This is a genomic window from Paucibacter sp. B2R-40, from assembly GCF_025717555.1.
In the GTDB taxonomy this organism is placed as follows: Bacteria; Pseudomonadota; Gammaproteobacteria; order Burkholderiales; family Burkholderiaceae_C; genus Paucibacter_A.
In genome coordinates this window covers 269,601-295,244 of record NZ_JAJIRP010000009.1, presented here as the reverse complement: position 1 = coordinate 295,244, position 25,644 = coordinate 269,601, and the positions used below count along the sequence as shown (strand labels likewise).

The window sequence follows — 25,644 nt, the reverse complement described above, 5'->3', positions numbered from 1 at the left end:
GACCAATCTGCTGGCGCTGAACGCAGCGATCGAAGCGGCGCGCGCTGGCGAGCATGGCAAGGGCTTCGCGGTGGTGGCGGCCGAAGTGCGCAAGCTGGCCGAGCGCAGCCAGGTCGCCGCGCAGGAAATAGGAACCTTGGCGAGCAACAGCGTCAAACTGGCCGAGAAAGCCGGCACGCTGCTGACGAATATGGTGCCTTCGATCCAGAAGACCTCGGAGTTGGTGCAGGAGATTTCGGCCGCATCCAGTGAGCAATCGCAGGGCGTCTCGCAAATCAATAGCGCGATGAATCACCTGTCTACTGCGACGCAGCAGACCGCCTCGGCGTCCGAGCAACTGTCGGCCACGGCAGAAGAATTGTCGGCGCAGGCTGCGCAGTTGCAAGAGCAGATGGCCTTCTTCAGGCTGGCCGATGATGAGGGTCAAGCCGGTTCGGCCGCCGCCAACCAACGCCGGCCGCTGAGGCGCTGATAGAAGGTCACCGCAAGCCACAAAGCAAGCTCAAAAAAACTTCTCGAGCGAGAACCCCGCCATGCGCAGCAATCTCCCCGTCACGCAGCAGGAATATGTGCTGAAGGAAGGCATGACCATCGTGTCGCGCACCGACCTGAAGGGCCGCATCACCTACATCAACGACGCCTTCATCGAGGCCAGCGGCTTCACGGAGGCCGAATTGATTGGCCAGCCCCACAACTTGGTGCGCCACCCTGACATGCCGGAAGAGGCCTTCGACGATATGTGGCGGGTGCTGAAGGACGGTCGACCCTGGACCGGCCTGGTCAAGAACCGCTGCAAAAACGGCAACTTCTATTGGGTGCTGGCCAACGCAACGCCGGTCAAGGAAGGCTCAGCGGTGGGCGGCTATATGTCGGTGCGCACCAAACCCGAGCGCGATCAAGTCGCCGCTGCCGACGCGTTGTATCGCAAATTCAAGGCCGGCCAAGCCCAGGGCTGGGTGATACGTGAGGGCCAGGGCGTGCGTCCAGGCATCGTGGACGCACTGCAGCGCAAGATCGGGGCCTTGCCGCTGAGCAGCAAAGCCGCTTTGAACGCGCTCCTGCTGGTCACAGCGGGCCTGGGTTTGGGCTTGGCCTGGCCTCAAATGACCATGGCCCTGGGCGGGCCGGCTTTGGCCTTGTTGCTCTTGGGCGGATGGAGTTTGCATGCCCATACCCAGCGCCTGGCAAAAACCTTGAGTCGCGCCGCGGGGCAGTTTGAACAGTTCGGCCAGGGCCGCTTTGATGGCGTCGTCGAGGTCAGCGGCAGTGACGAGTTATCCGCGATGATGCTCGCACTCAAGCGCGTGCAGACCCGGCTGGGCTTCGAGTTCGCCGATGCCAACAAGCGCGCCGATGAAGCCGAGCGCATTCGCCAAGCCTTGGATGTTGCCGCCACCAATATGATGGTGGCCGACCCCGGCTACAACATCATCTATGGCAATGCCTCGCTGCGCGCGATGCTGGCCGCCGCCGAGTCCGACATTCGCAAGGACCTGCCGAGCTTCAATGCGGCCACCTTGATGGGTACCAATATCGATGGCTTCCACAAGAACCCGGCCCATCAACGCGGCCTGCTGGACCGCTTGACCGGCGCGCATCAGACCCGCCTGAACATTGGCGGGCGGCGCTTCGATTTGATCGTCAACCCTGTCATCACCGCCGGCAAGCGCCTGGGTACGGTGGTGGAGTGGCGTGATATGACGGCCGAGTTGGCCGCCTTGGAACGCGAAGCGCTGTTGGCGGCCGAGAACTCGCGAGTCAAGCAAGCGCTGGACATCTGCTCGACCAATGTGATGATTGCCGATAACGACGGCAGGATCATCTACAACAATGCCTCGGCCGCTCAGATGATGCAGCGCAATGAGGGCGAACTGCGCAAGGTCTTGCCGCAGTTCAATGCGCGCGCCATCGTCGGATCCAACTTTGACCAGTTCCACCGTAACCCTTCGCATCAACGCAATCTGCTGGGTGGTTTGAAGGGTGAATACAAAACCGAGATCAAGGTCAGCGGCCTCAGCTTCGCGCTGACCGCCAACCCCATCACCGACAGCGCTGGCCAGCGCCTGGGCACCGTGGTCGAATGGCTGGACCGCACCTTGGAGGTCGCCGTCGAGAATGAAATCGCCAGCATGGTGGAGGGCGCCACCCGTGGCGACTTCGCCCAGCGCGTGCCACTCGATGGCAAACAGGCCTTCTTCATGATGCTGGGCGAAAAGTTCAACCTCTTGGTCGATACCGTCAGCGCCACCATCAGCGAGGTGCGCACCGCAGCCGAGCAACTCAGCGGGGCATCCGAGCAGGTCTCGCAGACCTCGCAGAGCTTGTCGCACTCGGCCTCGCAACAGGCCACCAGCGTCGAGCAAACCACCGCACAGTTGCAGGAGATGGCGGCTTCGGTGAAACAGAATTCCGACAGCGCCAACCTCACCGACGGCATGGCCACGCAGGCCGCCAAGGAAGCGATTCAGGGCGGGCAGGCCGTCAGCCAGACGGTGGAGGCGATGAAGCAGATCGCCACCAAGATTTCCATCATTGACGACATTGCCTACCAGACCAACCTTTTGGCATTGAACGCGGCGATCGAGGCGGCCCGCGCCGGCGAGCATGGCAAGGGTTTCGCAGTGGTGGCCGCCGAGGTGCGCAAGCTGGCCGAACGCAGCCAAGTGGCGGCACAGGAAATCGGCACCTTGGCCGGCACCAGCGTGCAATTGGCCGAGCAGGCCGGCACGCTCTTGAGCAATATGGTGCCCTCGATTCAGAAGACCTCGGAGTTGGTGCAGGAAATTTCGGCTGCGTCGACCGAGCAGGCCGAAGGCGTGGCGCAGATCACGGCGGCGATGAACCATTTGTCGACGGCGACACAACAGACCGCGTCGGCGTCTGAACAGCTGTCGGCCACGGCCGAACAGCTCTCGGGCCAAGCGGGGCAGTTGCAAGAGCAGATGGCTTTCTTCAGATTGGCTGAAGGCGCCAGCAGCTTTGCTGGCAGCAGCAAGCTTGACAAGCACAGCCAAACCTCAGTTCGCCAAGGGCCAGATCGCCACCCGCCAAGCAGGCCCATGGACGCAACGGCGCCGCCCAAACGCCAGCTATCGGTGGCGCAAAAACTGCAGCAATACAAGGCGCCGGCCAGCCAAGCACAAGCGCGTGGAGAAAGCGCAACTTCGACGCCCGCTGCCGCCGGCCAAGCCAGACCGAGCAGGCCTGCCAAACCGGCTAAAACCGGCGCAGGCGAGATTGATGAATCGTATTTCAAACGTTTTTGAAGAATTGAGGCCTCGCCATGAGCAGACCCACACGTGACGCCCCGGCCGACCGCCTGCGCGGCGCCATCGCCGAACAAGCGGCCGCCGGCCCGATGTGCCAAATGTTGCGCCTGGCCGTCGGCGCTGAAACCCTGGTGGTGCCGATTGAAGCGGTGCGCGAAATCCTTGAGGTTGGGCGCTTGACGCCGCTGCCGCAAACACCCGACTTTGTGCGTGGCGTGATGAATCTGCGCGGCGCGGTGGTGCCGGTGATCGATCTGGGCGCGCGCTTCGGCTTTGGCGCGACCGTGATTGCCCGACGCTCCGCCATCATCGTGGTGGAGGCCAAAGGCGACGAAGACTTTGACCGCCTGATTGCCGGCGTCTTGGTGGATGCCGTGTTTGAAGTGCTGGATGTGGACTCCAAGCGCATCGAGCCGGTGCCCAGTCTGGGTGTGGGCGTGGCTGGCGAGTTTCTGGCCGGCATGGTCAATGTGGCAGGAAGCTATGCCGCGCTTCTCAATCTCGACCAAGTCTTGTCGCCGGTGGCACTCTCAGCCTTGATCGCCGAAGCGCAGCTGTCCTAGGCTTGCAAGACCACGACCATGGCGCAACTCTCCGTCGAATCCTTCAACGCCATCACGGCGCTATTCCATCGCATCTCCGGCATCAAGCTGGTGGAAAGCAAGCATGCGCTGGTGCAAAGCCGCTTGCAAAAACTCAGCACCGACTCGGGTGAAGACGACATCAATGTGTTTGTGCAAAAGATGGTGAAAGGCCAGATGCCCGAGGCGATGCTGGTCAGCGTGGTCGACAAGCTGACCACCAACGAGACCTATTTTTTTCGCGAGCCGCAGCACTTCGAGGATCTGGCCAATCGCGCCGAAGCCCACCGCGATGGCTCGGAATTTTTAGTCTGGAGCGGCGCCTCGTCCTCGGGCGAAGAGGCCTACAGCATCGCCATGACCCTGGCCGACAAGCTAGGCCTGAGCAAAGGCGGCCGGCCCTGGTCGATCCGTGGCACCGATCTGTCAACTTCGGTGGTGGAAAGTGCGCGCCAGGGGCTCTACCCCCTGGAGCGGGCCCGCAATGTGCCGCCGGACTACCTGAAGCGCTTTTGCCTGCAGGGCTTCGGCCCCTATGAGGGACAAATCTTGATGCAGCGCGAGTTGCGCGCCAAGGTGCAGTTTCAATGCGCCAATCTGATGCAGCCGCTGCCGACGCTGCCGATGTTCGACGTGATTTTTTTGCGCAATGTCTTGATCTATTTCGATGGCCCCGCAAAAACTGCCATCGTCAGCCGCGTGATCGAGCGCCTCAAACCCGGCGGCGTGCTATACCCAGGGCACGCAGAGTCGCTTGCCGCCCTGGCCCTGCCACTCAAGGCGATAGCACCAGCGATCTATCAACATGCATAAGCACAAGCACCCCCAATCCACCGCAGCGAATTTGCCCCCTACCCGGACCGCGCCGCCGGCCCGGCCGGCCGTATCCGCATTTTCAGCCCTCTCCGCCAGCCCGCAAATCATCAATCTGATGCCGGGGCAATGGCATTTTGGCCAAGCCGCCACGCTCAAGACCTTGCTGGGCTCCTGTGTCGCAATCACCTTATGGCATCCGGTCAAGCGCTTCGGCGGCATGTGCCATTACCTGTTGCCCAGCCGGGCCAGCCGAGGCCAAGGCGCCTTGGACGGCCGCTACGGCGACGAAGCCGTGGCCCTGCTGCTGCAAAGCATTGCCCGCACTGGCACCAAGCCGACCGACTACATCGCCCACTTGTACGGCGGCGCCGACACCATGCCGGACGGCATGAACGTCAAGTTCAATGTCGGCGAGCGCAATATCGAGCAAGGCTGGGCCTTGATCGACAGCAATGGCTTTCAGCTCAAAGATGTCGATGTAGGCGACAACGTGCCGCGCACGGTGGTGATTGATCTGGCCAGCGGGCGGGTCGAGGTCAAGCGCAGCCAAGCGCCAGGGACATTGGGAACCTTGGGCGCGCGCAAATGATCGCTCCATTCAATGTGCCCCTGCGGGTGGCCATCATTGACGACTCGGCCGTGGTGCGTAAACACCTCAGTGGCCTGCTTGAAGCGGCCGGCATCCGGGTCAGCATCACCGCCAGTGACCCCCTGTTTGCCTGGCCCAAGCTGGAGGCGGACTGGCCGGACGTGATCGTGCTGGACGTCGAGATGCCGCGCATGGATGGCATTACGTTTTTGAAGCGCGTGATGAGCGAACACCCGATGCCAGTGGTGATGTGCTCGACGCTGACCGAGGCCGGCTGTGAAACCACCATGCAGGCCTTGGCGGCCGGCGCGGTAAGCTTCGTCACCAAACCCAAAATTGGCCTGCGCGACTTTCTCGAGGATCCGACCAATGGCCTGGTTGGCGCCGTGCGCGCAGCCGCACGCGCCAATGTGCGAGCTTTGCCGAGCCAAATCGCTGGCCAAATGGGCACACAAGTTGGCCCACAAATGGGCGCTCAAATCGGCAAACAGGTCAACGCCGCCGCTGGCGCCAGCCGCAACAGCCGCGCCAGTCGGCCCACCCCCATCTTGGCCATCAACGCAATGGCCATGGCCGAGACCACCGACCGGGTGATCGCCTTCGGCAGTTCCACCGGCGGCGTGCAGACGATTGAGGCTGTCCTCAAGCAACTGCCGCGCACTTGCCCGGGCATCGTCCTGGTGCAACATATGCCGGAGAAGTTCACCCACTCCTTTGCCGAGCGGCTCAACAACGTCACCGATCTTGACGTGAAGGAAGCCAAGGACGGCGACCGCGTCATCAACGGCCGCGTGCTGGTGGCGCCGGGTGGTCGCCATATGCAGCTCAAGCGCAGCGGCGCGCAATATGTGGTGGAAGTGCGCGATGGGCCGCTGGTCAACCATCACAAACCTTCGGTGGACATTTTGTTCAAGTCGGTCGCTCATTGCGCCGGGCGCAATGCGATCGGGGCGATCTTCACCGGCATGGGTGACGACGGCGCACGCGGCCTGCTGGAGATGCGCAAAGCTGGCGCCATGACGCTGGCGCAAGACGAAGCCAGTTGCGTGGTTTACGGCATGCCCAAAGCTGCCGTAGAGCTGGGTGCGGCCCAGCATGTGATGGCCTTGTCGGACATGGCTGCGGCGCTGCTTAAATTGAGCGGTATGGCCCCCGCAGCGACCAGCCCCAACAATTGACGCTCAAGCCAGCACCTTGTCGATCACCTTCATCAGCTCCATCGGGCTGAACGGTTTGATCAGGTATTCGTCGGCGCCGGCATTCAGACCGGCTTGGCGGTCGCTCTCTTGACCGCGCGCAGTCAACAAAATAACCTTGGCGTTACGCATCACAGGGTCGGCCTTGACCTTCTCGCAGACCTGCAAGCCATTGAGCCCACCGGGCATCATCACATCCAGCAAGATCAGGTCAGGCAGGAAGCTGCCGGCCTTGGCCAAGCCAATGTCGCCGTTCGGTGCCTCGTCGATTTCGTAATCGTCAAACTCCAAGGTCACTCGAATCAGCTCGCGGATTTCGTCTTGGTCTTCAACGATCAAAATCTTCTTCATAGACGCGTCCTGAGCCGAGTGTTCACTGCCTTGAATAATGCCTGAAATTCACGGCATCAGGGCCGCCATATCGGCCTTCCATGCCTCAAACTGCACCGAAAAGACAAGCCCTTTTCACGCCGCTAAAGTTTACGCAGAATGGGGCCGAAGACCATGGGCAAACCTGGGGCGAGCCGCGCAACGCTGCGCAGCGTGCGCACCGACTCAAACAATCTCGACCGGAGCCACCTCGCATGAAGACCTACCCTGCTTTTTCCGCCGCCAAACGCATGGTTTTCAAACTGGCATTGAGTTTGACACTGCCACTTTGCTGGATGCCCGCAGCGCAGGCGGCCGAGGAGCCGGTCTACCGCTTTTCGCCAGTCAACCAAGCCAGCATCGCGCTTTCGGCTGACTACTGGAACCCGATCGTCGCCTATGTGTCGGAAAAGAGCGGCGTCAAGCTGGTGCTCAAAATCGGCCGCACCTCAGCCGACACCACGGCCTATGTGCTGGCGCAAGAGGTTGAGTTTGTCTTCAGCAATCATCTGTTCAGCCCGGAGCGTGACAAGCTCGGCTGGAAGGTCTTTGGGCGCCGCTTGACGCCGCCGATCCAAGGCCAGCTGATCGTGCCGGCCGACTCGGCCATCACCGACATCTCTCAGCTCGGCGGCAAGGATGTGGTCTATCCCGGACCGGAGGCCTTTGTGTCCTACAAAGTGCCCTATGCCCAACTGTTGAACCAAAAAATCGATGCCAAGGTCGTGTTCGCCGGCAATACCGACGGCGCCTTGGCCCAGTTGTTCAGCGGAAGAGTGCCGGCGGCCGGCGTCAACTCGCAATTGGCCGAGAACTACGCCCGCCGCGAGGGCAAGAAGTTTCGGGTGTTGTGGAGTTCGGAGCCCTTGCATGATTTGGCGCTGATGGCCGCAGCCAAGGTGCCCGACAAAGACGTGCAAGCGGTGGCCAAGGCCTTTGCCGGCATGCACAAAGACCCCAAGGGCCAGGCCATTTTGCAGGAGGTCTCCAAACATATTGGCCTGACCCAAGAAGCCTATTTCATCAGCTCTGACGGCAGCGAATACGCACCCTATCGCAAGTTCTATCAAACGGCGCCGGCGCAATTGCGCTAAGCATCCAAGCCCGCCAGCTTAGAACTGTCGCCATGCTGCTCGGTCGTCTGCTGCCCTCCAGTTTGATCGGACGGGTGTTCCTGCTCTACCTGCTTTCGATGCTGATCTTTATGGGCGGCGCGATGGGCTGGTATGCCTCACGAAGCTACACCAACAGCATCATCAGCGCACAAGATTCGGCCGACACTTTGATCAGCTTGCTCGGGCCCGTGGTCAGCGATTCAGCGGTCATCGGCGACTACGAGACCATCGAGCGCGCTTTGGAGCGCAGCGCCAAACATGCCGACATTGGCGCCGCGCTTTTCATTGACCTGAAGGGCGGGCGCATCGAGAGGCGCGGCCATGCGGCGCCTGCATCAAGAGCTCCACCTTGGCTGGAGCATGCCATCGACGAGCAACTCGGGGACCTCAACCTCACCATCGTGGCTGGAGGCAAGGACTACGGCGTGCTGCGCCTGCACTTCAACAGCGAGCAGATCGCCACCGATTTTTGGCAGCAAACCGTCTTCGCGCTGAGCCTGGCGGGCCTGAGTTTGCTGGCCAGCTTAGGCCTGGTCTGGTGGCCTTTGAAACATTGGTTGGGCAATTTGGGCCAGATCCAGGCCTTCGGCGAACAGATGCAAGTGGCCGGCGGGGTCTTGAGCCCGATGCTGACCGAGGACGCGCCGCTGGAGTTCCGCAAGACTTTCGAGGTCCTCAACCAGGCGGCGCACTCCCTGCAGTTGGAGCGCGAGCGCGCGGCCGTGACGCTGGCCGCCATCGGCGACGGCATCGCCACCACCGATGCGGCCGGGCTGATCATGCTGGCCAATCCGGTCCTGGCCGAAATGCTGGGGCACACGCAAACGGCGCTGCTGGGCCAGGCCATTCAAACGCTCTTGCCCGAGCTTCCTGCAGCCTTGCCGCAAGACTCAGACGCTGCCAAGAGTTGGGCCATGCGCGTGCGCCCGGCCCATGCCCAAGCGGCCGGCCGCTACAAGGTGCTGGACCTCAGTGTGTCATTGATCAGCGGCGCAGATGCCTCCGTGGCGGGCTATGTGCTGGCCTTTCGGGACATCACCGAACAGCAGGCCTTGGAGGACCGCTTGCAGAGCGAGCTGAGCGAACGCGCCAGCGCCCTGCAAACCTTGCGCAATATGCTGCAAGCACCCGTCACCGGTGCGCAGCCCAACTCGGGCGACGACATCAGCACAGTTTTGCAGTTGGTGCAGACCTTGCTCGCCAGCCTGCGTGAACGGGGCGAACAGTTGGCGACCATTTTTGCGCTCAGTCCGGACGGCTTTGTGTCTTTCGATGCCGATCGGGTGACGCGCTACATCAGCCCGGCCTTTGCGCGCTTGGCCGGGCTCGCAGCCGGTACCGGGCTGGGCCTGCATGAAGATGAACTGATGCACCAACTGACCGCCAACTGCCCTGCTACAGCGTTGCGGCTGGAGTTTGGGCAACTGCGCCAGGGCAAGCAGCGCATTGAGCTGGAGCGGCCGACCCGCCGCGTACTGGAGCTGAGCTTGCATGAAGGTGGGCAGGGCCAAGGGCAGAGTCAAGGCCACAATGTCTCGCAACTACTGCACCTGAGCGATGTGACGCATCAGGTCGAAGTCGAGCAGATGAAGAGCGAATTTTTGTCAACGGCAGCGCATGAGTTGCGCACGCCAATGGCCAGCATCTACGGCTTCACCGAGTTGCTGATGACGCGCGAAGTCTCGCCAGAAAAGCAAAAGCTGATGCTGGCGCGCATCTACCGTCAGTGCGAAGCCATGATCGCCATCCTCAATGAATTGCTCGACCTGGCCCGCATCGAAGCGCGCCGAGGCAAGGATTTTGAGCTTGAAAGCTGCGAGCTCAACAGCTTGGTCGAAGAGGTGGTGCAAGACTACCCGCCGCCGGCAGAGCGCAATGCCCCGCTGCTGAACTTTGCCTTGCCGCAGGTGCAGGTTCATGTCGACCGCAAGAAGCTGCAGCAGGTCTTGCGCAACCTGCTCTCCAATGCCTATAAATATTCGCCCGATGGCGGCGAAGTCAAGGTGCGCGTTTTTGCCGATCCCGCAACAGCCAACCAAGGCGTTTGCATCGAAGTGCAGGACCAGGGCATAGGCATGACGCCGGAAGAGCTGTCGCATGTCAGCGAGCGCTTCTACCGCGCCGATAAGTCCGGCACGGTACTCGGCACCGGCTTGGGCATGAGTATCGTCAAAGAAATCATCGACCTGCTGGGCGGCCAGATGAACTTGAGCAGCGAACCCGGTCAGGGCACCACGGTGCGGCTGAGTCTGCCAAGGCTGGAAGAGTCGATTGCCGGGGCAGCCTGATGCGTTCTGGGATGCAGTGGCTTCACACCAAGGCCTACACCCTGGGTGTATTGATGGAAGTTGCTGGCTTGCTCTTGCTGGCCTATCTGCTGCAACACCTGTGGCTGCAAGCTGCTTGGACCGAACAGCGCTGGGAATTTGGCGTCTGGGCCGAGTTGCTGATTTACACCTTGCCGGTCAGTGCACTGATGGTGTGGCGTGGTATTCGCCTGGCCAAGCAAAGCATGGCAGAGCGGGTTGGCCGACGCTTGCGCCCACTGATTGTGAATTGCTCGGCGGTGTTTGCACTGGGCTTGGCGCTCAGCGCCGGGCTGGTGCAGTACCAGATCGAAAGCGTCAAGAACACCGCGCAGGCGCGCTTCGATCACTTGGTGGAGTTGCTGGCCAGTGACGTCAAGCTGCGCTTCGACTTGCCGGCCAAGGGCTTGCGCGGGCTCGCCGCACTTTTTGAGGCCCGGCTCCAATTCCATGGCGATGAATTTAGACGCTATGTGGTGGCGCGCAATGTGCTGAAGGACTTCCCCGGGGTACGCGGCTTCGGCCTCATCGAGCGGATTGAGCGCGATGAACTCGAGAACTTCCTGCTGCACGAAAGTGCTCGCGCAGAAAGCTTCCAGCTGAAGACTTCGGGCGACGCCGCCGACCTCTTCATCATCAAATACATCGAGCCCGTGGAGAACAATCTGCCCGCGCTAGGCTTTGACATTGGCGCCGAGCCGGTGCGCCGAGCAGCCGCCGAGCGAGCACTGCGCAGCGGCCAAGCGACGCTGACGCCGTTCCTAAAATCGCTGGGAAATTCGCCCGGCGCGAACAGCTCCTCGGACTTTCTCTTCCTGCTGCCCTTGCATCACATTGGCGCGGACCTGAGCACCGAACAGCAGCGCATGGCGGCCAGCGCCGGTCTGCTCTATGCGCCTATCAAACTCAAGGAGTTGTTGGCCGATATCGGTCACACCACCCAGGGCCTGCTGGATTTCGAATTGTTTGAGGGCAGCAGCGCGATGCCAGGTGCCCTGCTGTTTGACCTCGACGGCGACCACGCGGCCAGAAAGGAGGCCAACAAACCATTGGACACTGCCAGGCGCGGGCGCATGTTCCAGGTCGCTCAAACCATTTTCGTGGGCGGCCAGCCCTTGACCTTGCTGCTCAGCAGCACCAAACAGTTTGATACCCTGGTGATTGAAGGCAAGCCGTTTTGGGCCGGCGTGGGCGGCGTGGCCTTGAGCATGATGAGTGTGATGATGGTGTGGCTGTTTGGCATCGGGCGGGCGCGCGCCTTGTTCATCGCCGACGAGATGACCTCCGGCTTTCGCCAAGCCACTGCCGAGGCCGAGGCCGCGCTGCGCGAGCATCAGTTTTTGCTCGACACCCTCAAGCACCACTCGCTGGTCTCCAGCGCTGACGCCAAGGGTCTATTCACCTACGCCAATGATGAGTATTGCCTGGTCAGCGGCTATCGCCGCGATGAACTGCTGGGTGAAAGCTTTGACTTGGTGGGCTTGCAGCCGGAATCAAAAGCAGTCTTGCTTGAGGCCCGCGCGCAAATTTTCAGGGGCCGACTCTGGTCAGGCGAGTTGGGCCACGTGAACAAACAGGGTCAGCCCTACTGGGTCAAAACCACCATCGCCCCCTTCTTGGACGCAAGCGGCCAGGTCGAGCGCTTTGTCGCCATCCACACCGACATCACACGGCAAAAGCAGGCCGAGGCCGAGATGCGCGTGCGCAGCGAGCAATTGGCGGCGATCTTTGCGCTCAGCCCGGACGGCTTTGTGTCATTTGACGCCCAGCACCAGGTGCGCTACATCAGCCCGGCCTTCAATACGCTGACCGGCCTCACGAGCGAGGCCGTGCTGGGCTTGCGTGACGACGCTCTGTTGCGCCTGCTGGCACAGCAAGGGTCTGAGCAAGCCGCCACAGCGAGCATGGCGCAACTGCGTGAAGCGAGTCGTTTGGTCGCACTCGAAAGGCCCACTCACAGAGTGCTGGAGCTGACCCTGCGCCAGGGTCAAAGCGCTGAGATTGCGCAGGTATTGCAGTTGCGCGACGTCAGTCACCAAATCGAGGTGGACCGGATGAAGAGCGAGTTCCTGCATACCGCCGCGCATGAGTTACGCACACCCATGGCAAGCATTTACGGCTTCAGCGAGTTGCTGATTTCCCGCGAAATGGCACCCGAGCGGCAAAAGCAGTTCCTGCGGAAGATCTATGCCCAAAGCCAGGTGATGGTGGCCATCATCAATGACTTGCTCGACTTGGCGCGCATGGAAACGCGCGGTGACAAAGACCTCACATTGCAACGCCTTGACCTGGCTGCGCTGCTGGTGCAAGCCGTCGAGCAATTCGAAGTGCCCGCCGGTCGCGCTCCGGTCGAACTCGATTTGGGTTCAAGCCCATGTTTTGTCAAGGTTGACGCCATCAGCTTGCTGCACGTGATGCGCAACCTGCTGTCAAATGCCTTCAAATACTCCCCCGGCGGCGGCGCCGTGCAAGTCCGACTGCTTCGACCTGCAGACGCAGCGGCCACACAAATTGCCATCGAAGTACAAGATCATGGCATTGGCATGACGGCGGAGCAGCTCCCGCATATCACCGAACGTTTCTACCGTGCCGACAAATCGGGCACGGTGCTGGGAGCCGGTCTTGGCATGAGTATCGTCAAGGACATCCTCGATCTGCAAGGCGGAGAACTGAGAATCACCAGCGAACCAGGCCTGGGCAGCACGGTAAGCGTTTTGCTGCCGGTCAGCAGCGCCCAAGTCAGCAAAGCTCAATCGACGCCCCAGCCTGGGTAAACCATTGTTGTTTGGACGTACAGGACCGACGATGCACTGGCCTAATCGTGAGCTAGGACACACTCGGCCTGCTGCGCGACGCTGGCCGGCGGTTTACAGTGTGAATTGCAAACTTTTCTAGACTAAACCTCACCCTCCATGGATGCCACTCTGGCCGAACCACCCCAGTCAGCCCTCTCAGGCGTGGCTCGCATGTTGGTGCATGCGGGCAAGCTGGCGCCAAAGGTTGCCGAGGACTTGGCGCGTCAGGCCCGCGAGAAAAAAATCAGCTTCGTCAACTCGGTGATTGCCGCCGGTGTGGTCTCTTCGGTTGACCTCGCCCACACCTTGTCGACGGCGCTGGCCTTGCCGCTGCTGGATCTGAACGCGATGGATGCGCAGCGCATGCCGCACAACATCATCGATGGCAAGCTGGCCTTGCAATACCAGGTGGTGGTGCTGGGGCGCCGCGGCAGCCGACTCTTCATCGGCGGAGCCGATCCGACCGACCAGGAAGTGGTGGAGCGGATCAAGTTTGCCACCCAGTTGGCGCCCGAATGGATCATTGTTGAGCACGACAAGCTGGCCAAGCTGCTGGCGGGCGCTGGGAGCAGCGCCAGCGAAACGCTGGAGTCTATGGCCGGCGGCGATTTTGACTTTGATATCGACGAAGGCGAAGCCGCGCCGGCCCCGGAAGCCGCCGAATTGGGCGATGTCGAGGACGCGCCGGTGGTGCGTTTTCTGCAGAAGATGCTGGTCGACGCCATCAATATGCGCGCCTCGGACCTGCACTTCGAACCCTACGAATATCACTACCGCGTGCGCTTTCGGGTCGACGGCGAGTTGCGTGAAATCACCCAACCGCCGATCGCCATCAAGGACAAGCTGGCTTCGCGCATCAAGGTGTTGTCGAGATTGGACATTGCCGAGCGCCGGGTGCCGCAAGACGGCCGCATGAAGCTGAAATTCGGCGCCAAGTCGATCGACTTCCGCATCAGCACCTTGCCTACATTGTTTGGCGAGAAGATCGTGATCCGGATTTTGGACCCCTCGTCGGCGAAGTTGGGGATTGAAGCGCTGGGCTACGAAAAGATCGAGAAAGAGCGCTTGCTGGCCTGCATCTCGCGGCCCTACGGCATGGTGCTGGTGACCGGCCCTACCGGCTCCGGTAAAACGGTGTCGCTCTATACCTGTTTGAACATCCTCAATCAGCCGGGCGTCAACATCTCAACCGTCGAAGACCCTGCCGAAATCAACTTGCCCGGCATCAACCAGGTAAATGTTAACGACAAGGCGGGCTTGAGTTTTTCGGCCGCGCTGAAATCGTTTCTGCGCCAGGATCCAGACATCATCATGGTCGGCGAGATACGTGATCTGGAGACTGCCGATATTGCCATCAAGGCCGCACAAACCGGCCATATGGTGATGTCGACGCTGCACACCAATGACGCGCCTAAGACGCTGACCCGGCTGCTGAATATGGGCGTGGCACCCTTCAATATCGCCTCCAGCGTGCTGCTGATTACGGCGCAGCGCCTGGTGCGCCGGCTCTGTGAAAACTGCAAGGCGCCGGCCGAATACCCGCGTGAGGCCTTGCTGCGGGCCGGCTTCCTGGAGGAAGAACTGGACGGCAGCTGGAAGCAGTACCGGGCGGTCGGTTGTTCAAGTTGTAACAGCGGTTACCGCGGACGCGTAGGACTTTACCAAGTGATGCCAATTTCGGAGCCGATTCAGCGCATCATCCTGGCCGAAGGATCGGCCATGGATATTGCGGTGCAAGCCCGCGCCGAAGGCGTGCGCGACCTGCGCCAGTTCGGTTTGGTCAAGGTCAAGCTTGGTGTCACCACCTTGGAAGAAGTGCTGGCAGCGACAAATGAATAGTTTGAATCCGGGAGTGGATGGACATGGCGACAAAACCCAAGCCGGCTAACGAAGCTACCTTTGAGTGGGAAGGCAAAGATCGCAATGGCAAGATTGTGCGGGGCGAGATCCGCGCCGGCGGCGAGGCCATGGTCAGCGCCACACTGCGCCGCCAAGGCATCTTGGTCAGCAAGGTCAAAAAACGTCGCAGCAGCGGTGGCAAAGCGATCAAGCAAAAGGACATTGCCGTCTTCACGCGTCAACTCGCCACCATGATGCGGGCCGGTGTGCCGCTCTTGCAATCATTCGAAATCGTCGGGCGCGGCAGCACCAACCCTCAGCTGACTCGCTTATTGAATGACATTCGCCAAGACGTCGAAACCGGCACCAGTTTGTCGACCGCGCTGCGCAAGCACCCGCTGTATTTTGATGCGCTGTACTGCAATCTGGTCGAGGCCGGCGAAGCAGCCGGTATCTTGGAGTCGCTGCTGGACCGTTTGGCGGTTTATCAGGAAAAGACCATGGCGCTCAGAAACAAGATCAAGTCGGCGCTGACCTACCCGATCGCCGTATTGTCGGTCGCGTTTGTGGTGGTGGCCGTGATCATGATCTTTGTCGTGCCCGCCTTCAAGGATGTCTTCAAGTCCTTTGGGGCCACCTTGCCGACGCCGACCTTGATCGTGATCGCCATGTCGGAGTTCTTCGTCTCCTACTGGTGGGCAATCTTTGGCGGCATCGGCGGCGGGCTCTACTTCTTCTTCCAATCCTGGAAGCGCTCGGTCAAGATGCAAGCGACCATGGACCGCATCTTGCTGAAGATCCCGGTGTTTGGCGACCTGCTGTACAAATCTGCGGTGGCGCGATGGACGCGTACCCTGTCCACCATGTTCGCCGCCGGCGTGCCGCTGGTGGAGGCGCTCGACTCGGTCGGCGGCGCAGCCGGCAATGCGGTGTTTTCCGAAGCCACTGAAAAAATTCAGCGAGATGTTTCAACCGGCACCGCCTTGACCACGTCAATGCAAGCCACCGGCATCTTCCCCAGCATGGTCTTGCAGATGGCCGCCATCGGCGAGGAATCGGGCTCACTCGACCATATGCTGGCCAAGTCGGCCGAGTTTTTCGAGGACGAGGTCGATGAAGCTGTCAACGCCCTGGCCAGCCTGATGGAGCCCTTCATCATCGTCATCCTGGGTACCATCATCGGCGGCATCGTCGTCGCCATGTATCTGCCCATCTTCAAACTCGGACAAGTCGTTTAATCCACCCATGCAAGACTACGAATTCCTCCTCTCGCCTTGGGTACTGGGCTTGTTTGGCTTGTGCATAGGCAGTTTTCTCAATGTGTTGATCCACCGCACACCGCTGATTCTTGAGCGCCAGTGGCTGGCCGATGCCGCCGGTCAACTCGGCGACGCCACCGAATTGAGCCGCGCCAGTACGCTGCCCAAGGCCGAAGCCGACAAGCTCGCCGGTGCGGCCAATGCCTTGAGCGAGCGCCTGGGCAAGTTGCCGGCCCTGGGGATCGCCCTGCCGCGCTCGCGTTGCCCCAAATGCGGCCATCAGTTGGCCTGGCATGAGAACCTGCCCTTGCTGGGCTGGCTGCGGCTGGGCGGCAAATGTTCGGCCTGCAAGACATCGATCTCGGTGCGCTACCCATTGATTGAGCTGACTTGCGGCCTGCTCTTTGCCGCGCTGTCCTGGCGTTTTGGTGCGCAGCCCAGCACGCTGCTGTGGTGCGGTTTCAGTGCCGCGCTCTTGGCCCTGGCCGCGATCGACTGGGACACTACGCTGTTGCCCGACTCACTGAACCAGCCGCTGCTGTGGGCCGGTTTGAGCGCTGCGCTGTTGGGTCTGACCATCCCCTTGTCCGATGCGCTAACAGGTGCCTTGGTCGGTTACCTGTCGCTGTGGTCGGTCTACTGGTTGTTCAAATTGGTCACCGGCAAGGAAGGCATGGGCTATGGTGACTTCAAATTGCTGGCCGCCCTGGGGGCCTGGCTGGGCTGGCAAATGGTGTTGCCGATTGTGCTCGGCGCCTCGGTGATAGGCGCCATCGTCGGCATAGGCATGAAGATGAATGCCAATCTGCGCGAAGGCCGCTATGTGCCCTTCGGGCCCTTCTTGGCGGGCGGCGGCTTCGTCGTGCTTTTTGCAGGAGCACCCCGTGTGCTTGGCTGGCTCGGCTGGGCATGAAAATTGGTTTGACCGGCGGCATCGGTAGCGGCAAAAGCACGGTCGCAGGATTTTGGCAAGCGGCGGGAGCGACCTTGATCGACACCGATGCAATTGCTCGTCAGCTCAGCGCCCCCGGCGGCGCGGCAATGCCGGCGATTGCGGCTGAGTTCGGCGCGTCAATGCTGAGCCCTGACGGTGCACTTGATCGTGCTGCCATGCGCCAATTGGCCTTTGCCGACACCAGCGCCAAGCGGCGCCTGGAGGCCATCCTCCATCCCCTGATAGGCGCCGAGGCGCGCCAGCAAGCCGATGCGGCAACCGCGGCAGGGGTGCAGCTGATCGTCTATGACGTGCCCTTGTTGGTGGAGTCCGGTCATTGGCGCGCACGAGTTGAGCGGCTGCTGGTGGTCGACTGCAGCGAGCAAACCCAGCTCGCCCGAGTCAGCACTCGACCGGGTTGGAGCGTCGCTGCGGCTGCGGCTGTGCTGGCCGCCCAGGCTAGCCGGGCGCAACGCCGCGCCTGCGCGGACGCCGTCATCTACAACGAGGGGTTGAGCCTCGCAGCTCTCAACGCGCAAGTCCTGACCCTTGCCGCCGATTGGCGCGGACCGAACAAATTAGGCCCCTCCCCATCGACATTGTGAAGAAGCCTGCTCTGGCTGTGAAACAATTGCAAGATTCGCTGCGCACTACAACGCAGCACTGTGACCTTCACGCTGACCGATAGGGATGACCGCCTTGGTCCTTTACGAGTACCCATTCAACGAGAGCATCCGCACGATGCTGCGTCTGGAGCATCTGTTCGACCGCCTCGGCCAGCTGATGGCGCGCGAAACTCCACTCGATCACCACTTCGCCCTGGTCACGATGTTCGAGATCATCGATGTGGCCTCGCGGGCCGATCTGAAGTCGGATCTGCTCAAGGAGCTCGATCGTCACAAAACTCAGCTCAATGGCTACCGCGGCAACCCCGGCGTTGCCGAAGGGCTGTTGGACGACGTGATCGCCCGCATCGACAAGGCCTATGCAGGCTTGAATCAACTGGTCGGCAAGGCCGGCGCCTGCCTGAGCACGAATGAATGGCTGATGAGCATTCGCAGCCGCATCAGCATTCCCGGCGGCACCTGCGAATTCGATCTACCGGCCTACTACACCTGGCAGCAATTTTTGCCGGTGCGCCGACGTAACGACCTGATGCAGTGGACGCAGAGCCTGATGCCGCTGGCCGAAGCACTGCAAGTGCTCTTGGGCCTGCTGCGTGACTCCGGCACACCGCACAAGGTGGCCGCCGTGGCTGGGCAGTTCCAGCAAAGTCTGGGCGCCGGCCGCGTCTTCCAGTTGCTGCGCATGCGCATCGACCCGAGCTTGGGCTTGGTACCCGAGATCAGCGGGCACCGCCTGATGATCTCGATCCGCATGATGCGTCAGGACGAAGACGGCCGGCTTAAATCTACCCAGCAGGACGCCAGCTTTGAGCTGACGCTGTGCGCATGACTTGGCCCACCCCCGTAGGCGCATCGCGCCACCCCCGCAAGGGGGCGCGCCCGATGGCCCGGCAAAGCCGGTTCCATGGGCGCCACTCGGCAACACAGGCAACATCGCGATGACATCCGCCCCCTCACCCAAGATCGTCCGCTGCCCGACCTGCGGCGGCGACTCGATTTTTGCGCCCAGCAATTTGTGGCGGCCGTTCTGCAGCGAACGCTGCCGCCAGATCGACCTTGGCGCCTGGGCCAGCGAGAGCTTCGCCGTACCAGCCAGCCCGCCGGTGGAAGACGACTCGCTACGGCATTAAGGCGGACAAGTCCTGCCGGGCCTGCGCAGCCGTGGTGAACAGCAGCGCCTGCCAGCCCAAGGCGCGAGCTGCCTCGATATTGACGGGATGGTCATCCAGAAACACACAGGCCTCGGGCGCCAGGCCAAAGCGCTGCGACGCAATCTTGAAGATCTCTGTGCGCGGCTTGGAATGCTTGACCCGACCCGAGAAGACACCGGCCTCGAACCACTCGAGCAGCGGGTGAGTTTGCTCCAGATGATCGGCATAGGGCTCGGGCATATTCGACAAGTAGAACAGCCGATGGCCGGCCTGCTTCAGCTCTGTGATCAGCGCGGCCGTATCTGATTGCAATTGCAGCTCATCTGGCACTGCAGCCACGACCTGCGCGACCTCGGCCTCCGGCCATCCGGTACGCGCGACAATCCGCTGGATGACAGTGTCTGCATCGATCAAACCTTGATCAAACGCGCCCCAGTCGCCACCGTAGTTCTCGAAGAACTGCGCAGCCACTGTCGCGCCCTGGGCCACGTCGGCAACCCGATGCGGCCAGACCCGCGCCAAGAAGCTGGCCGGGTGCCAGCGAAACACCACGCCACCAAAATCAAAGACGATATTCATGCCGTCAGGTGTTTCAAGAGTCCAGCAGTAGAGGCATCAAGGCCGCTGGTGTAGCCGCTGCTCAGGCGCGGCAGCAAAGCCCCGCACAAAGCCTTGCCCAACTCGACGCCCCATTGATCGAAGCTGTTGATGCCCCACAGCGCGCCGCTGACAAACACGCGCTGCTCATAGAGCGCAATCAGGGCGCCCAGGGACCTGGGCGTTAGCTGCTCCAGCACCAGCGTTGTGCTCGGCCGGTTGCCAGGAAAACTGCGGTGGCGCGCAACGGTGGCGGCATCCAGCTCTTTGGAGGCCGTCGGCGCCGACTCCTGCAGCGCTTCCTCAAACGACTTGCCCTGCATCAGCGCCTGCGATTGCGCCAAGCAATTGGCCAACAGCTTTCGATGCTGGTCCAGCAGCAAGCTCTTCAGCTCGCCCTGCACCTCGGCGCCGAAATTGGGCGTCTTGACCGCAATGAACTCGACCGGAATCACATCCGTGCCCTGATGCAGCATCTGGAAGTAGGCATGCTGGCCGTTGGTGCCAGCTTCCCCCCAGACCACCGGGCTGGTCGCATAGGGCAAGGCCTGACCCTCCAAGTCCACGCCCTTGCCATTGCTCTCCATCTCCAGCTGTTGCAAATAGGCCGGCAAGCGGCCCAGGCCCTGGTGATAAGGCGCCACGCTGCGGCTGCTGAAGCCGTGGAAGTTGCGGTACCAGATGTCCAGCAAGCCTAAGCGCACCGGCAGGTTCTGCTCCAGCGGCGTGTGCGCGAAATGCTGATCCATCGCATGCGCGCCGGCCAGCAGCGCACGGAAGTTGTCGGCGCCGATGGCGATGGCAATTGGCAGGCCTATCACCGACCAGAGCGAATAGCGCCCGCCCACCCAGTCCCAAAAGCCAAAGGTCGTGGTGATGCCGAAGGCGGCGGCAGCCGTCGTGTTGCTGCTGGTGGCGACGAAGTGACGCGCGATGTCGGTGCCACCCGCAGCCACAAACCAGGCCTTGGCGGCCATGGCATTGGCCAGCGTCTCTTGTGTGGTGAAAGTCTTGGAGGCGATCACGAACAGCGTGGTGGCCGGAGTCAGCTCGCGCAACACCGGCGCCAAATCATGCCCATCAACATTGGAGACGAAGTGCAGCTTCAGCCCATGCTGGGTGTAGGCCTGCAAGGCGCGCACCACCATCGCCGGGCCGAGATCCGAGCCGCCAATGCCGATGTGCACGACGTCAGTGATGCCGCTCTTGCTTGTATCCCGCACGCTTTCGGCAAAGGCCAGCATGCTGCTGAGCGAGGCTTGCACCTCCTCGCTGAACAAAAACTCCGGGCCTGCCGGCGCGCGCAAGGCCGTGTGCAGCACCGCGCGGCCCTCGGTCAGATTGATGGCCTCACCCGCCAGCATCGCATCGCGCTTGGCCTCCAGGCCGCAGTCTCTGGCCAATTGCAGCAACAAAGCCTGGGTGTCGGCATCGATGCGGTTCTTGGACAAATCGGCGAACACCTCGGGCGCCGTCAGCGTCCAGGCGGCATAACGCCCAGCGTCGGCGGCAAAGGCCTGACGCAGGTCAAACTGCCGGCCGGAGCTATGAAAATGCGCTTGCAGCAAGCCCCAGGCGGGGCTTTGGTCACAACGCGATACGGCGGGTGAAGACGAGGACATATCAACTCACAATCATCTGATCCAGTTTGGCCGAGTCAACAGCAAACAGGCGGATGCCTTCGGCCAGCTTTTCTGTCGCCATGGCATCCTGGTTGAGGGCGAAGCGGAACGCCGCTTCATCGAAAGAAACTTTTGGCAAGTCCAGCTGCCGGGCCGCAGCGGCGTCCAGCGCCAGCGGCAAGGCGGCCTCGAGCTTTTGCAACTGGGCCAGCAGATCCGGGCTGATCGTCAACAAGTCGCAACCGGCCAGGGCCTGGATCTGGCCGACATTGCGGAAGCTCGCACCCATCACCTCGGTCTTGACGCCATGCTTTTTGTAGTAATTGAAGATCTGCGCAACCGACTTGACGCCGGGGTCATTGGCGCCGGCCTGTGCCCCCTCGTCCCAAGCAGCGCCGGCACTCTTCTTGTACCAATCGTAGATGCGGCCAACAAAGGGCGAGATCAACTGGATCCCAGCCTCGCCGCAGGCGACCGCCTGGCAGAACGAGAACAGCAAGGTCAGGTTGCAATGGATGCCTTCAAGCTCCAGCTCACGCGCGGCCTGGATGCCCTCCCAGGTCGACGCGATCTTGATCAGCACGCGCTCGCGTGCAATGCCGGCCGCCTCGTACAGACCAATGATGCGGCGGGCGCGTGCCAGCGTCGCGGCCTTGTCAAAGCTCAGGCGCGCATCCACTTCGGTCGAGACGCGACCCGGCACGACCTTCAAAATCTCCAGGCCGAAACGCACCAGCACCCGGTCCACGATCTCGTCCAGCGCCAAACCCTTGTGGGCGACGACCGTGTCGGTCAGCAAGGGCGCATAGTCGGCAGACTGCACCGCTTTCAAGATCAAGGACGGGTTGGTGGTGGCGTCTCGCGGCGCGAACTGCGCCAGCTGCAAAAAGTTGCCGGTGTCGGCCACCACGGTGGTCACAGATTTAAGTTGATCCAGTTGATGCATGATTGTTTGTCTTTCTTCAAAGAGGCTAGCCAGACCGTATTAGAACCGCTGTGAGCGCCGCCACACCGCGCTGCGCAAGGAGGCCAGTTACAAGGTGGCCCAAAGAAAAACCCCCATGAGCGCGGCCAATAGGGACTTCAGTATTGACCTTTGCAAGAAACTCCGGCATCATAAAACTAGAAACTTAGTTACATCAAGTGCCGCTTGAAAAACAGCCAAGCGGCGCAGCCATAGATAGGGCCTCGGCACATGTCATTCGATCTCGTTTTCTTCGGCGGTACCGGCGATCTCACTTGGAGAAAGCTGATGCCGGCGCTGTTCCAGGCCTTCCGCCACGGCAAGCTGCCGGCCGGCGGCCGCATTTTGGCGGTGGCGCGCGACGAGATGACGGACGAGCGCTACCGTGAATGGCTGAAGGAGCGCTTCCGGGAGGTTGATGGCTCCAAGCGCCCGAATGAGGAAGAGTTCGAAAAGTTTGCCGCACTGCTGCACTACCGCCGCATGGACTTGTCGCAGCCCGAGCATTACCAACGACTGAAGGAATGGTTGGGTGAGCGCGCGGCCGACACCGTGGTGCTGTACCTGGCCACCAGCCCGCATCTCTTCACGCAAATTTGTGAGCAACTCGGCGCCGCCGGTCTGAACGAAAAGCGCGTGCGCGTGGTGCTTGAAAAGCCGCTGGGCCAAGACCTCGCCAGCGCGCAAGACATCAACCGTGTGGTGCGCTCGGTGTTCGCCGAAGAGCAGGCCTTCCGCATCGACCATTACCTGGGCAAGCCTTCGGTGCAAAACCTGATGGCGCTGCGTTTCGGCAACGCCTTGTTCGAACCGCTGTGGCGCCGCGAAAGCATTGCCAATATCCAGATCACGCTGGCCGAAGGCCTGGGCGTGGGCACACGCGGCGCTTTCTACGACGGCACCGGCGCCTTGCGCGACATGATCCAGAACCATGCGCTGCAACTGCTGACCATGATCGCCATGGAGCCGCCGTCGACCAATGACGCCGACGCGATCCGCGACGAAAAGCTCAAGGTCTTGCGTTCACTCAAGCCCTTCACCGCCGAGAGCGTCGCCCGCGATGTGATCCGCGGTCAATACCGCGCCGGCAATATTGCTGGCCAGGCAGTACCGGGTTACTTGGACGAAGCCAAGGTGCCGGCCGACAGCCACTGCGAAACCTTTGTTGCCTTGCGCACCGAGGTGCAAAACTGGCGCTGGGCGGGCGTGCCTTTTTACCTGCGCACCGGCAAGCGTTTGGCCGAGCGCGATGCGCAGATCGTCATCAATTTCCGGCCGGTGCCACACCCGATCTTCCCGGGCGCCAATCAGCCGAATCGCCTGGTCATCAAGCTGCAGCCAGAAGACGGTCTGGAGCTGCAATTGCTGGCCCACAAGGGCGGCGCGGACAACGAGGCGCTGACGCCGGTGTCACTGGATCTGGACTTCGACAAGGCCTTTGCGGCCAACCGCGTCGGCGCTTACGAGCGCTTGCTCTTGGACGCCATCGCCGGCCGCCTGAACCTGTTCGTGCGCAGCGACGAGCAAGAGCAAGCTTGGCGCTGGGTCGAGCCGATTCTGGATGCCTGGAAGCAAGACAGCGTCGGCCCGAGGCCCTACTCGGCCGGGTCCTGGGGCCCGGCTGCGGCCAGCGCCTTGGTGGCGCGGGATGGCTTCGCATGGGCGGAAGAACAGTGAGCATGGTCACTGGAGCGCTGACATGAGCATCCTGGAGCGGGTCAAGGCGGCGTTGCCGGCCCTGCCGCCCGCCGAGCAACGCGTTGCAAAGTTATTGCTCAGCGACGCGCGCTCGTTTGCCAATCTGCCGGTCAGCGAATTGGCCGACCGGGCGCATGTCTCCAAACCGACGGTGGTGCGCTTTTGCCGCAGCGTCGGCTATGACGGCCTGACCGACTTCAAGCGCAAGCTGGCCGGCAGCGTCAACGAGGGCGTGCCCTTTGTGCACCGCGCGGTGGATGAGGACGAAAAGCCGGGTGATCTGATCGTCAAGGTGGTCGATAACGCGGTCGCGGCCCTGCTGCATTACCGCAATGACGCCGCCAGCCATGCCTTCGAGATCGCCATCAACGCCTTGGCCGAAGCCGGGCGGACCGGGCGGCGGATCGAGTTCTATGGTGTGGGCAACTCCGGCATCGTGGCGCAGGACGCACAGCACAAGTTTTTTCGCTTGGGCGTCAACACCGCCGCCTGCAGCGACGGCCATGTGCAGTTGATGAGTGCCACGATGCTGCAGCCGGGCGACTGCGCCGTCATCATCAGCAACTCGGGGCGCAGCCGCGACCTGTTGGACGCCGCTGAGATCGCGCGCAAAAAGGGTGCCACCATCATCATCATCACCGCCAGCGGTTCACCGTTGGCAGCACTGGGCTTGAGCCAGGGTCAGGTCTTGCTGGCGGTCGATCACCCCGAGGACTTTGACCGTTATAGCCCGATGGTTTCAAGGCTCTTGCACTTGATTGCGATCGATATCCTGACCACTGGCGTTGCGCTGCGTCTGGGGTCGACCTTGCGGCCTATGCTGCAAGAGATCAAGAAGAATCTGCGTAGCAAACGCTACGTTTAAGCCAGACATCAAGCAGTCTGGCCGGATTCCAGCAATTCGGGCCAAAGCAGTTCCGCTACGCCGTAGACGCGGGCCAACTCCTGCAGCTTGGCCGGTACATTCAACACCCGCAAATGCAGGCCCAGGTCAGCGCATAGCCGGGCTGCGCTGAGCAAGAGCGTCAATACCACCGAGTCGAACTGCTGCAACTCCGCCGCGTTGATGCTCAACTCGGCCCCGGCGCCATTGCTGACCTGCGCCGCTTCGGCCCGCAAACTGGCCTGTAAGCTCGACCAAAGCGCAGGCGCCGCGTCTACCCGCACCGAGCTTGGCAGCTTGAGCATTTGAGCCGACATGCTCAGGCCTTGGCGGCGGGGTTTGCGGCCTTTTGATTCTTGTCGGCCAAGGTCTTGATCAAGCCATCGATGCCGTTCGCGCCGATTTCCTGCGCGAAGCTGTTGCGGTATTGGTCGGCCAGCCAAATTCCAAGCACATTGACGTCAAAAATCATCCACACACCGGAGACTTTCTCCAAGCGGTAGTCCAACTGGATCGGATCACCCTTGCCGCGAATCTCGGTACGCACCACCACCTCAGTGTCGTCAGCACCGGCGCGCAAAGGCTTCAATGCGATCGTTTGATCTTTCACCTGAGTCAAGGCCCCGGCATAGGTCCGCACCAGCAAAGTCTTGAACTCGTCCTGCAAACGCTTTTGCTGCTCGGGCGTGGCCTGGCGCCAAAAGCGACCGACCGCCGAGGCCGTCATGCGCTGAAAGTTCACATGCGGCATCACCTTGGTATCGACCAAGCCGATGATCTTCTGCAAATCCCCGCCCTGAATCGATTTGTCGGCTTTGACAGCCTCGAGGGTCTCCAGCGAGAGCTGGCGAATCAGCAGATCCGGCGCACTCGCGTCGGCTGCCATCGCAGGCGCAGCGAAAGCCATTGACGCCACCAAGGCGCCCAGCAGCAAAGCCCGCTTACTCAAATCTAGTCTTGTCACTCGCATATATTTACATCTCTCGTTGCTGCTGATCGATAGCGCTCACACGCTCAACCGCATTGGGTTTACTT

General features: G+C 61.5%; 23 protein-coding genes. 17 read left to right on the top strand and 6 right to left on the bottom strand.

What is annotated here, in order from left to right:
• The 6 genes from LNV09_RS18945 to LNV09_RS18920 form a co-directional block, all read left to right on the top strand.
• Positions 1 to 472 (top strand): methyl-accepting chemotaxis protein (locus LNV09_RS18945; protein ID WP_263558628.1); only part of this gene is annotated, 472 nt, incomplete at its 5' end.
• Positions 473 to 533: 61 nt separating this feature from the next.
• Entirely contained in the window at positions 534 to 3,266 is a 2,733-nt protein-coding gene (locus tag LNV09_RS18940) for a methyl-accepting chemotaxis protein (RefSeq protein WP_263558627.1), read from the top strand.
• A gap of 17 nt (positions 3,267 to 3,283) precedes the next feature.
• The gene (locus LNV09_RS18935) at positions 3,284 to 3,832 is read left to right on the top strand and encodes a chemotaxis protein CheW (protein WP_263558626.1); all 549 of its coding nucleotides are present in this window, start codon (positions 3,284 to 3,286) and stop codon (positions 3,830 to 3,832) included.
• A gap of 18 nt (positions 3,833 to 3,850) precedes the next feature.
• Positions 3,851 to 4,663: a CheR family methyltransferase gene (locus tag LNV09_RS18930; protein WP_263558625.1), complete on the top strand. Its 813-nt coding sequence runs from the start codon at positions 3,851 to 3,853 to the stop codon at positions 4,661 to 4,663.
• Positions 4,656 to 5,255 (top strand): chemotaxis protein CheD, encoded by a 600-nt coding sequence (locus LNV09_RS18925; RefSeq protein WP_263558624.1) that lies wholly within the window; start codon positions 4,656 to 4,658, stop codon positions 5,253 to 5,255. Before LNV09_RS18930 ends, LNV09_RS18925 begins: the two co-directional genes overlap by 8 nt.
• Complete coding sequence (locus tag LNV09_RS18920) at positions 5,252 to 6,433, top strand: protein-glutamate methylesterase/protein-glutamine glutaminase (protein WP_263558623.1); 1,182 nt, start codon at positions 5,252 to 5,254, stop codon at positions 6,431 to 6,433. Before LNV09_RS18925 ends, LNV09_RS18920 begins: the two co-directional genes overlap by 4 nt.
• A 3-nt stretch (positions 6,434 to 6,436) precedes the next feature.
• Here LNV09_RS18920 and LNV09_RS18915 read toward each other — a convergent pair whose 3' ends face one another.
• Positions 6,437 to 6,802 (bottom strand): response regulator transcription factor, encoded by a 366-nt coding sequence (locus LNV09_RS18915; protein WP_263558622.1) that lies wholly within the window; start codon positions 6,800 to 6,802, stop codon positions 6,437 to 6,439.
• Positions 6,803 to 7,035: 233 nt separating this feature from the next.
• Between LNV09_RS18915 and LNV09_RS18910 the strand changes: the two genes are divergently transcribed.
• The 9 genes from LNV09_RS18910 (at position 7,036) to LNV09_RS18870 (ending at position 18,824) form a co-directional block, all read left to right on the top strand.
• Positions 7,036 to 7,914, top strand: coding sequence for a phosphate/phosphite/phosphonate ABC transporter substrate-binding protein (locus LNV09_RS18910; RefSeq protein ID WP_263558621.1), 879 nt, complete (start codon positions 7,036 to 7,038; stop codon positions 7,912 to 7,914).
• A gap of 32 nt (positions 7,915 to 7,946) precedes the next feature.
• Entirely contained in the window at positions 7,947 to 10,223 is a 2,277-nt protein-coding gene (locus tag LNV09_RS18905) for a PAS domain-containing sensor histidine kinase (RefSeq protein WP_263558620.1), read from the top strand.
• Between the two features lie 11 nt (positions 10,224 to 10,234).
• The gene (locus tag LNV09_RS18900) at positions 10,235 to 13,015 is read left to right on the top strand and encodes a CHASE domain-containing protein (protein ID WP_263558619.1); all 2,781 of its coding nucleotides are present in this window, start codon (positions 10,235 to 10,237) and stop codon (positions 13,013 to 13,015) included.
• 138 nt (positions 13,016 to 13,153) lie between these two features.
• Positions 13,154 to 14,875 (top strand): type IV-A pilus assembly ATPase PilB, encoded by a 1,722-nt coding sequence (gene pilB / locus LNV09_RS18895; RefSeq protein ID WP_263558618.1) that lies wholly within the window; start codon positions 13,154 to 13,156, stop codon positions 14,873 to 14,875.
• Positions 14,876 to 14,898: 23 nt separating this feature from the next.
• A complete protein-coding gene (locus LNV09_RS18890; protein ID WP_263558617.1) occupies positions 14,899 to 16,113 on the top strand; it encodes a type II secretion system F family protein in 1,215 nt (404 codons plus the stop codon).
• 7 nt (positions 16,114 to 16,120) lie between these two features.
• The gene (locus LNV09_RS18885) at positions 16,121 to 17,047 is read left to right on the top strand and encodes a prepilin peptidase (RefSeq protein ID WP_263558616.1); all 927 of its coding nucleotides are present in this window, start codon (positions 16,121 to 16,123) and stop codon (positions 17,045 to 17,047) included.
• Complete coding sequence (gene coaE, locus LNV09_RS18880) at positions 17,044 to 17,673, top strand: dephospho-CoA kinase (RefSeq protein WP_263558615.1); 630 nt, start codon at positions 17,044 to 17,046, stop codon at positions 17,671 to 17,673. The genes LNV09_RS18885 and coaE overlap by 4 nt, the downstream gene beginning before the upstream one ends.
• Positions 17,674 to 17,767: 94 nt before the next feature.
• Positions 17,768 to 18,523: a cell division protein ZapD gene (gene zapD / locus LNV09_RS18875; protein WP_263558640.1), complete on the top strand. Its 756-nt coding sequence runs from the start codon at positions 17,768 to 17,770 to the stop codon at positions 18,521 to 18,523.
• Positions 18,524 to 18,632: 109 nt separating this feature from the next.
• On the top strand, positions 18,633 to 18,824 hold the full coding sequence (locus LNV09_RS18870) for a DNA gyrase inhibitor YacG (RefSeq protein ID WP_263558614.1): 192 nt from the start codon (positions 18,633 to 18,635) through the stop codon (positions 18,822 to 18,824).
• On the opposite strand, the gene LNV09_RS18865 is transcribed toward LNV09_RS18870, so the two are convergent.
• Genes LNV09_RS18865 through tal form a run of 3 tightly spaced genes read right to left on the bottom strand, consistent with a single transcriptional unit; the run spans position 18,813 to position 22,010 of the window.
• On the bottom strand, positions 18,813 to 19,424 hold the full coding sequence (locus tag LNV09_RS18865; RefSeq protein ID WP_263558613.1) for an HAD family hydrolase: 612 nt from the start codon (positions 19,422 to 19,424) through the stop codon (positions 18,813 to 18,815). The two genes, LNV09_RS18870 and LNV09_RS18865, sit on opposite strands and share 12 nt — an antisense overlap.
• Positions 19,421 to 21,064: a glucose-6-phosphate isomerase gene (gene pgi / locus LNV09_RS18860; RefSeq protein ID WP_263558612.1), complete on the bottom strand. Its 1,644-nt coding sequence runs from the start codon at positions 21,062 to 21,064 to the stop codon at positions 19,421 to 19,423. Before pgi ends, LNV09_RS18865 begins: the two co-directional genes overlap by 4 nt.
• A 1-nt stretch (position 21,065) precedes the next feature.
• Positions 21,066 to 22,010 carry a transaldolase gene (tal, locus tag LNV09_RS18855; protein ID WP_318023307.1) on the bottom strand — a complete coding sequence of 315 codons (945 nt, stop codon included), beginning with the start codon at positions 22,008 to 22,010 and terminating at the stop codon, positions 21,066 to 21,068.
• A gap of 249 nt (positions 22,011 to 22,259) precedes the next feature.
• On the opposite strand from tal, the gene zwf reads away from it, so the two are divergent.
• Positions 22,260 to 23,705: a glucose-6-phosphate dehydrogenase gene (gene zwf / locus LNV09_RS18850; protein ID WP_263558611.1), complete on the top strand. Its 1,446-nt coding sequence runs from the start codon at positions 22,260 to 22,262 to the stop codon at positions 23,703 to 23,705.
• Positions 23,706 to 23,733: 28 nt separating this feature from the next.
• Positions 23,734 to 24,591: a MurR/RpiR family transcriptional regulator gene (locus LNV09_RS18845; RefSeq protein WP_263558638.1), complete on the top strand. Its 858-nt coding sequence runs from the start codon at positions 23,734 to 23,736 to the stop codon at positions 24,589 to 24,591.
• 8 nt (positions 24,592 to 24,599) lie between these two features.
• On the opposite strand, the gene LNV09_RS18840 is transcribed toward LNV09_RS18845, so the two are convergent.
• Both LNV09_RS18840 and LNV09_RS18835 read right to left on the bottom strand, forming a co-directional pair.
• Entirely contained in the window at positions 24,600 to 24,914 is a 315-nt protein-coding gene (locus LNV09_RS18840) for an STAS domain-containing protein (RefSeq protein WP_263558610.1), read from the bottom strand.
• A 14-nt stretch (positions 24,915 to 24,928) separates the two neighbouring features.
• On the bottom strand, positions 24,929 to 25,579 hold the full coding sequence (locus LNV09_RS18835; protein ID WP_411969320.1) for an MlaC/ttg2D family ABC transporter substrate-binding protein: 651 nt from the start codon (positions 25,577 to 25,579) through the stop codon (positions 24,929 to 24,931).
• Positions 25,580 to 25,644 lie beyond the last annotated feature (65 nt).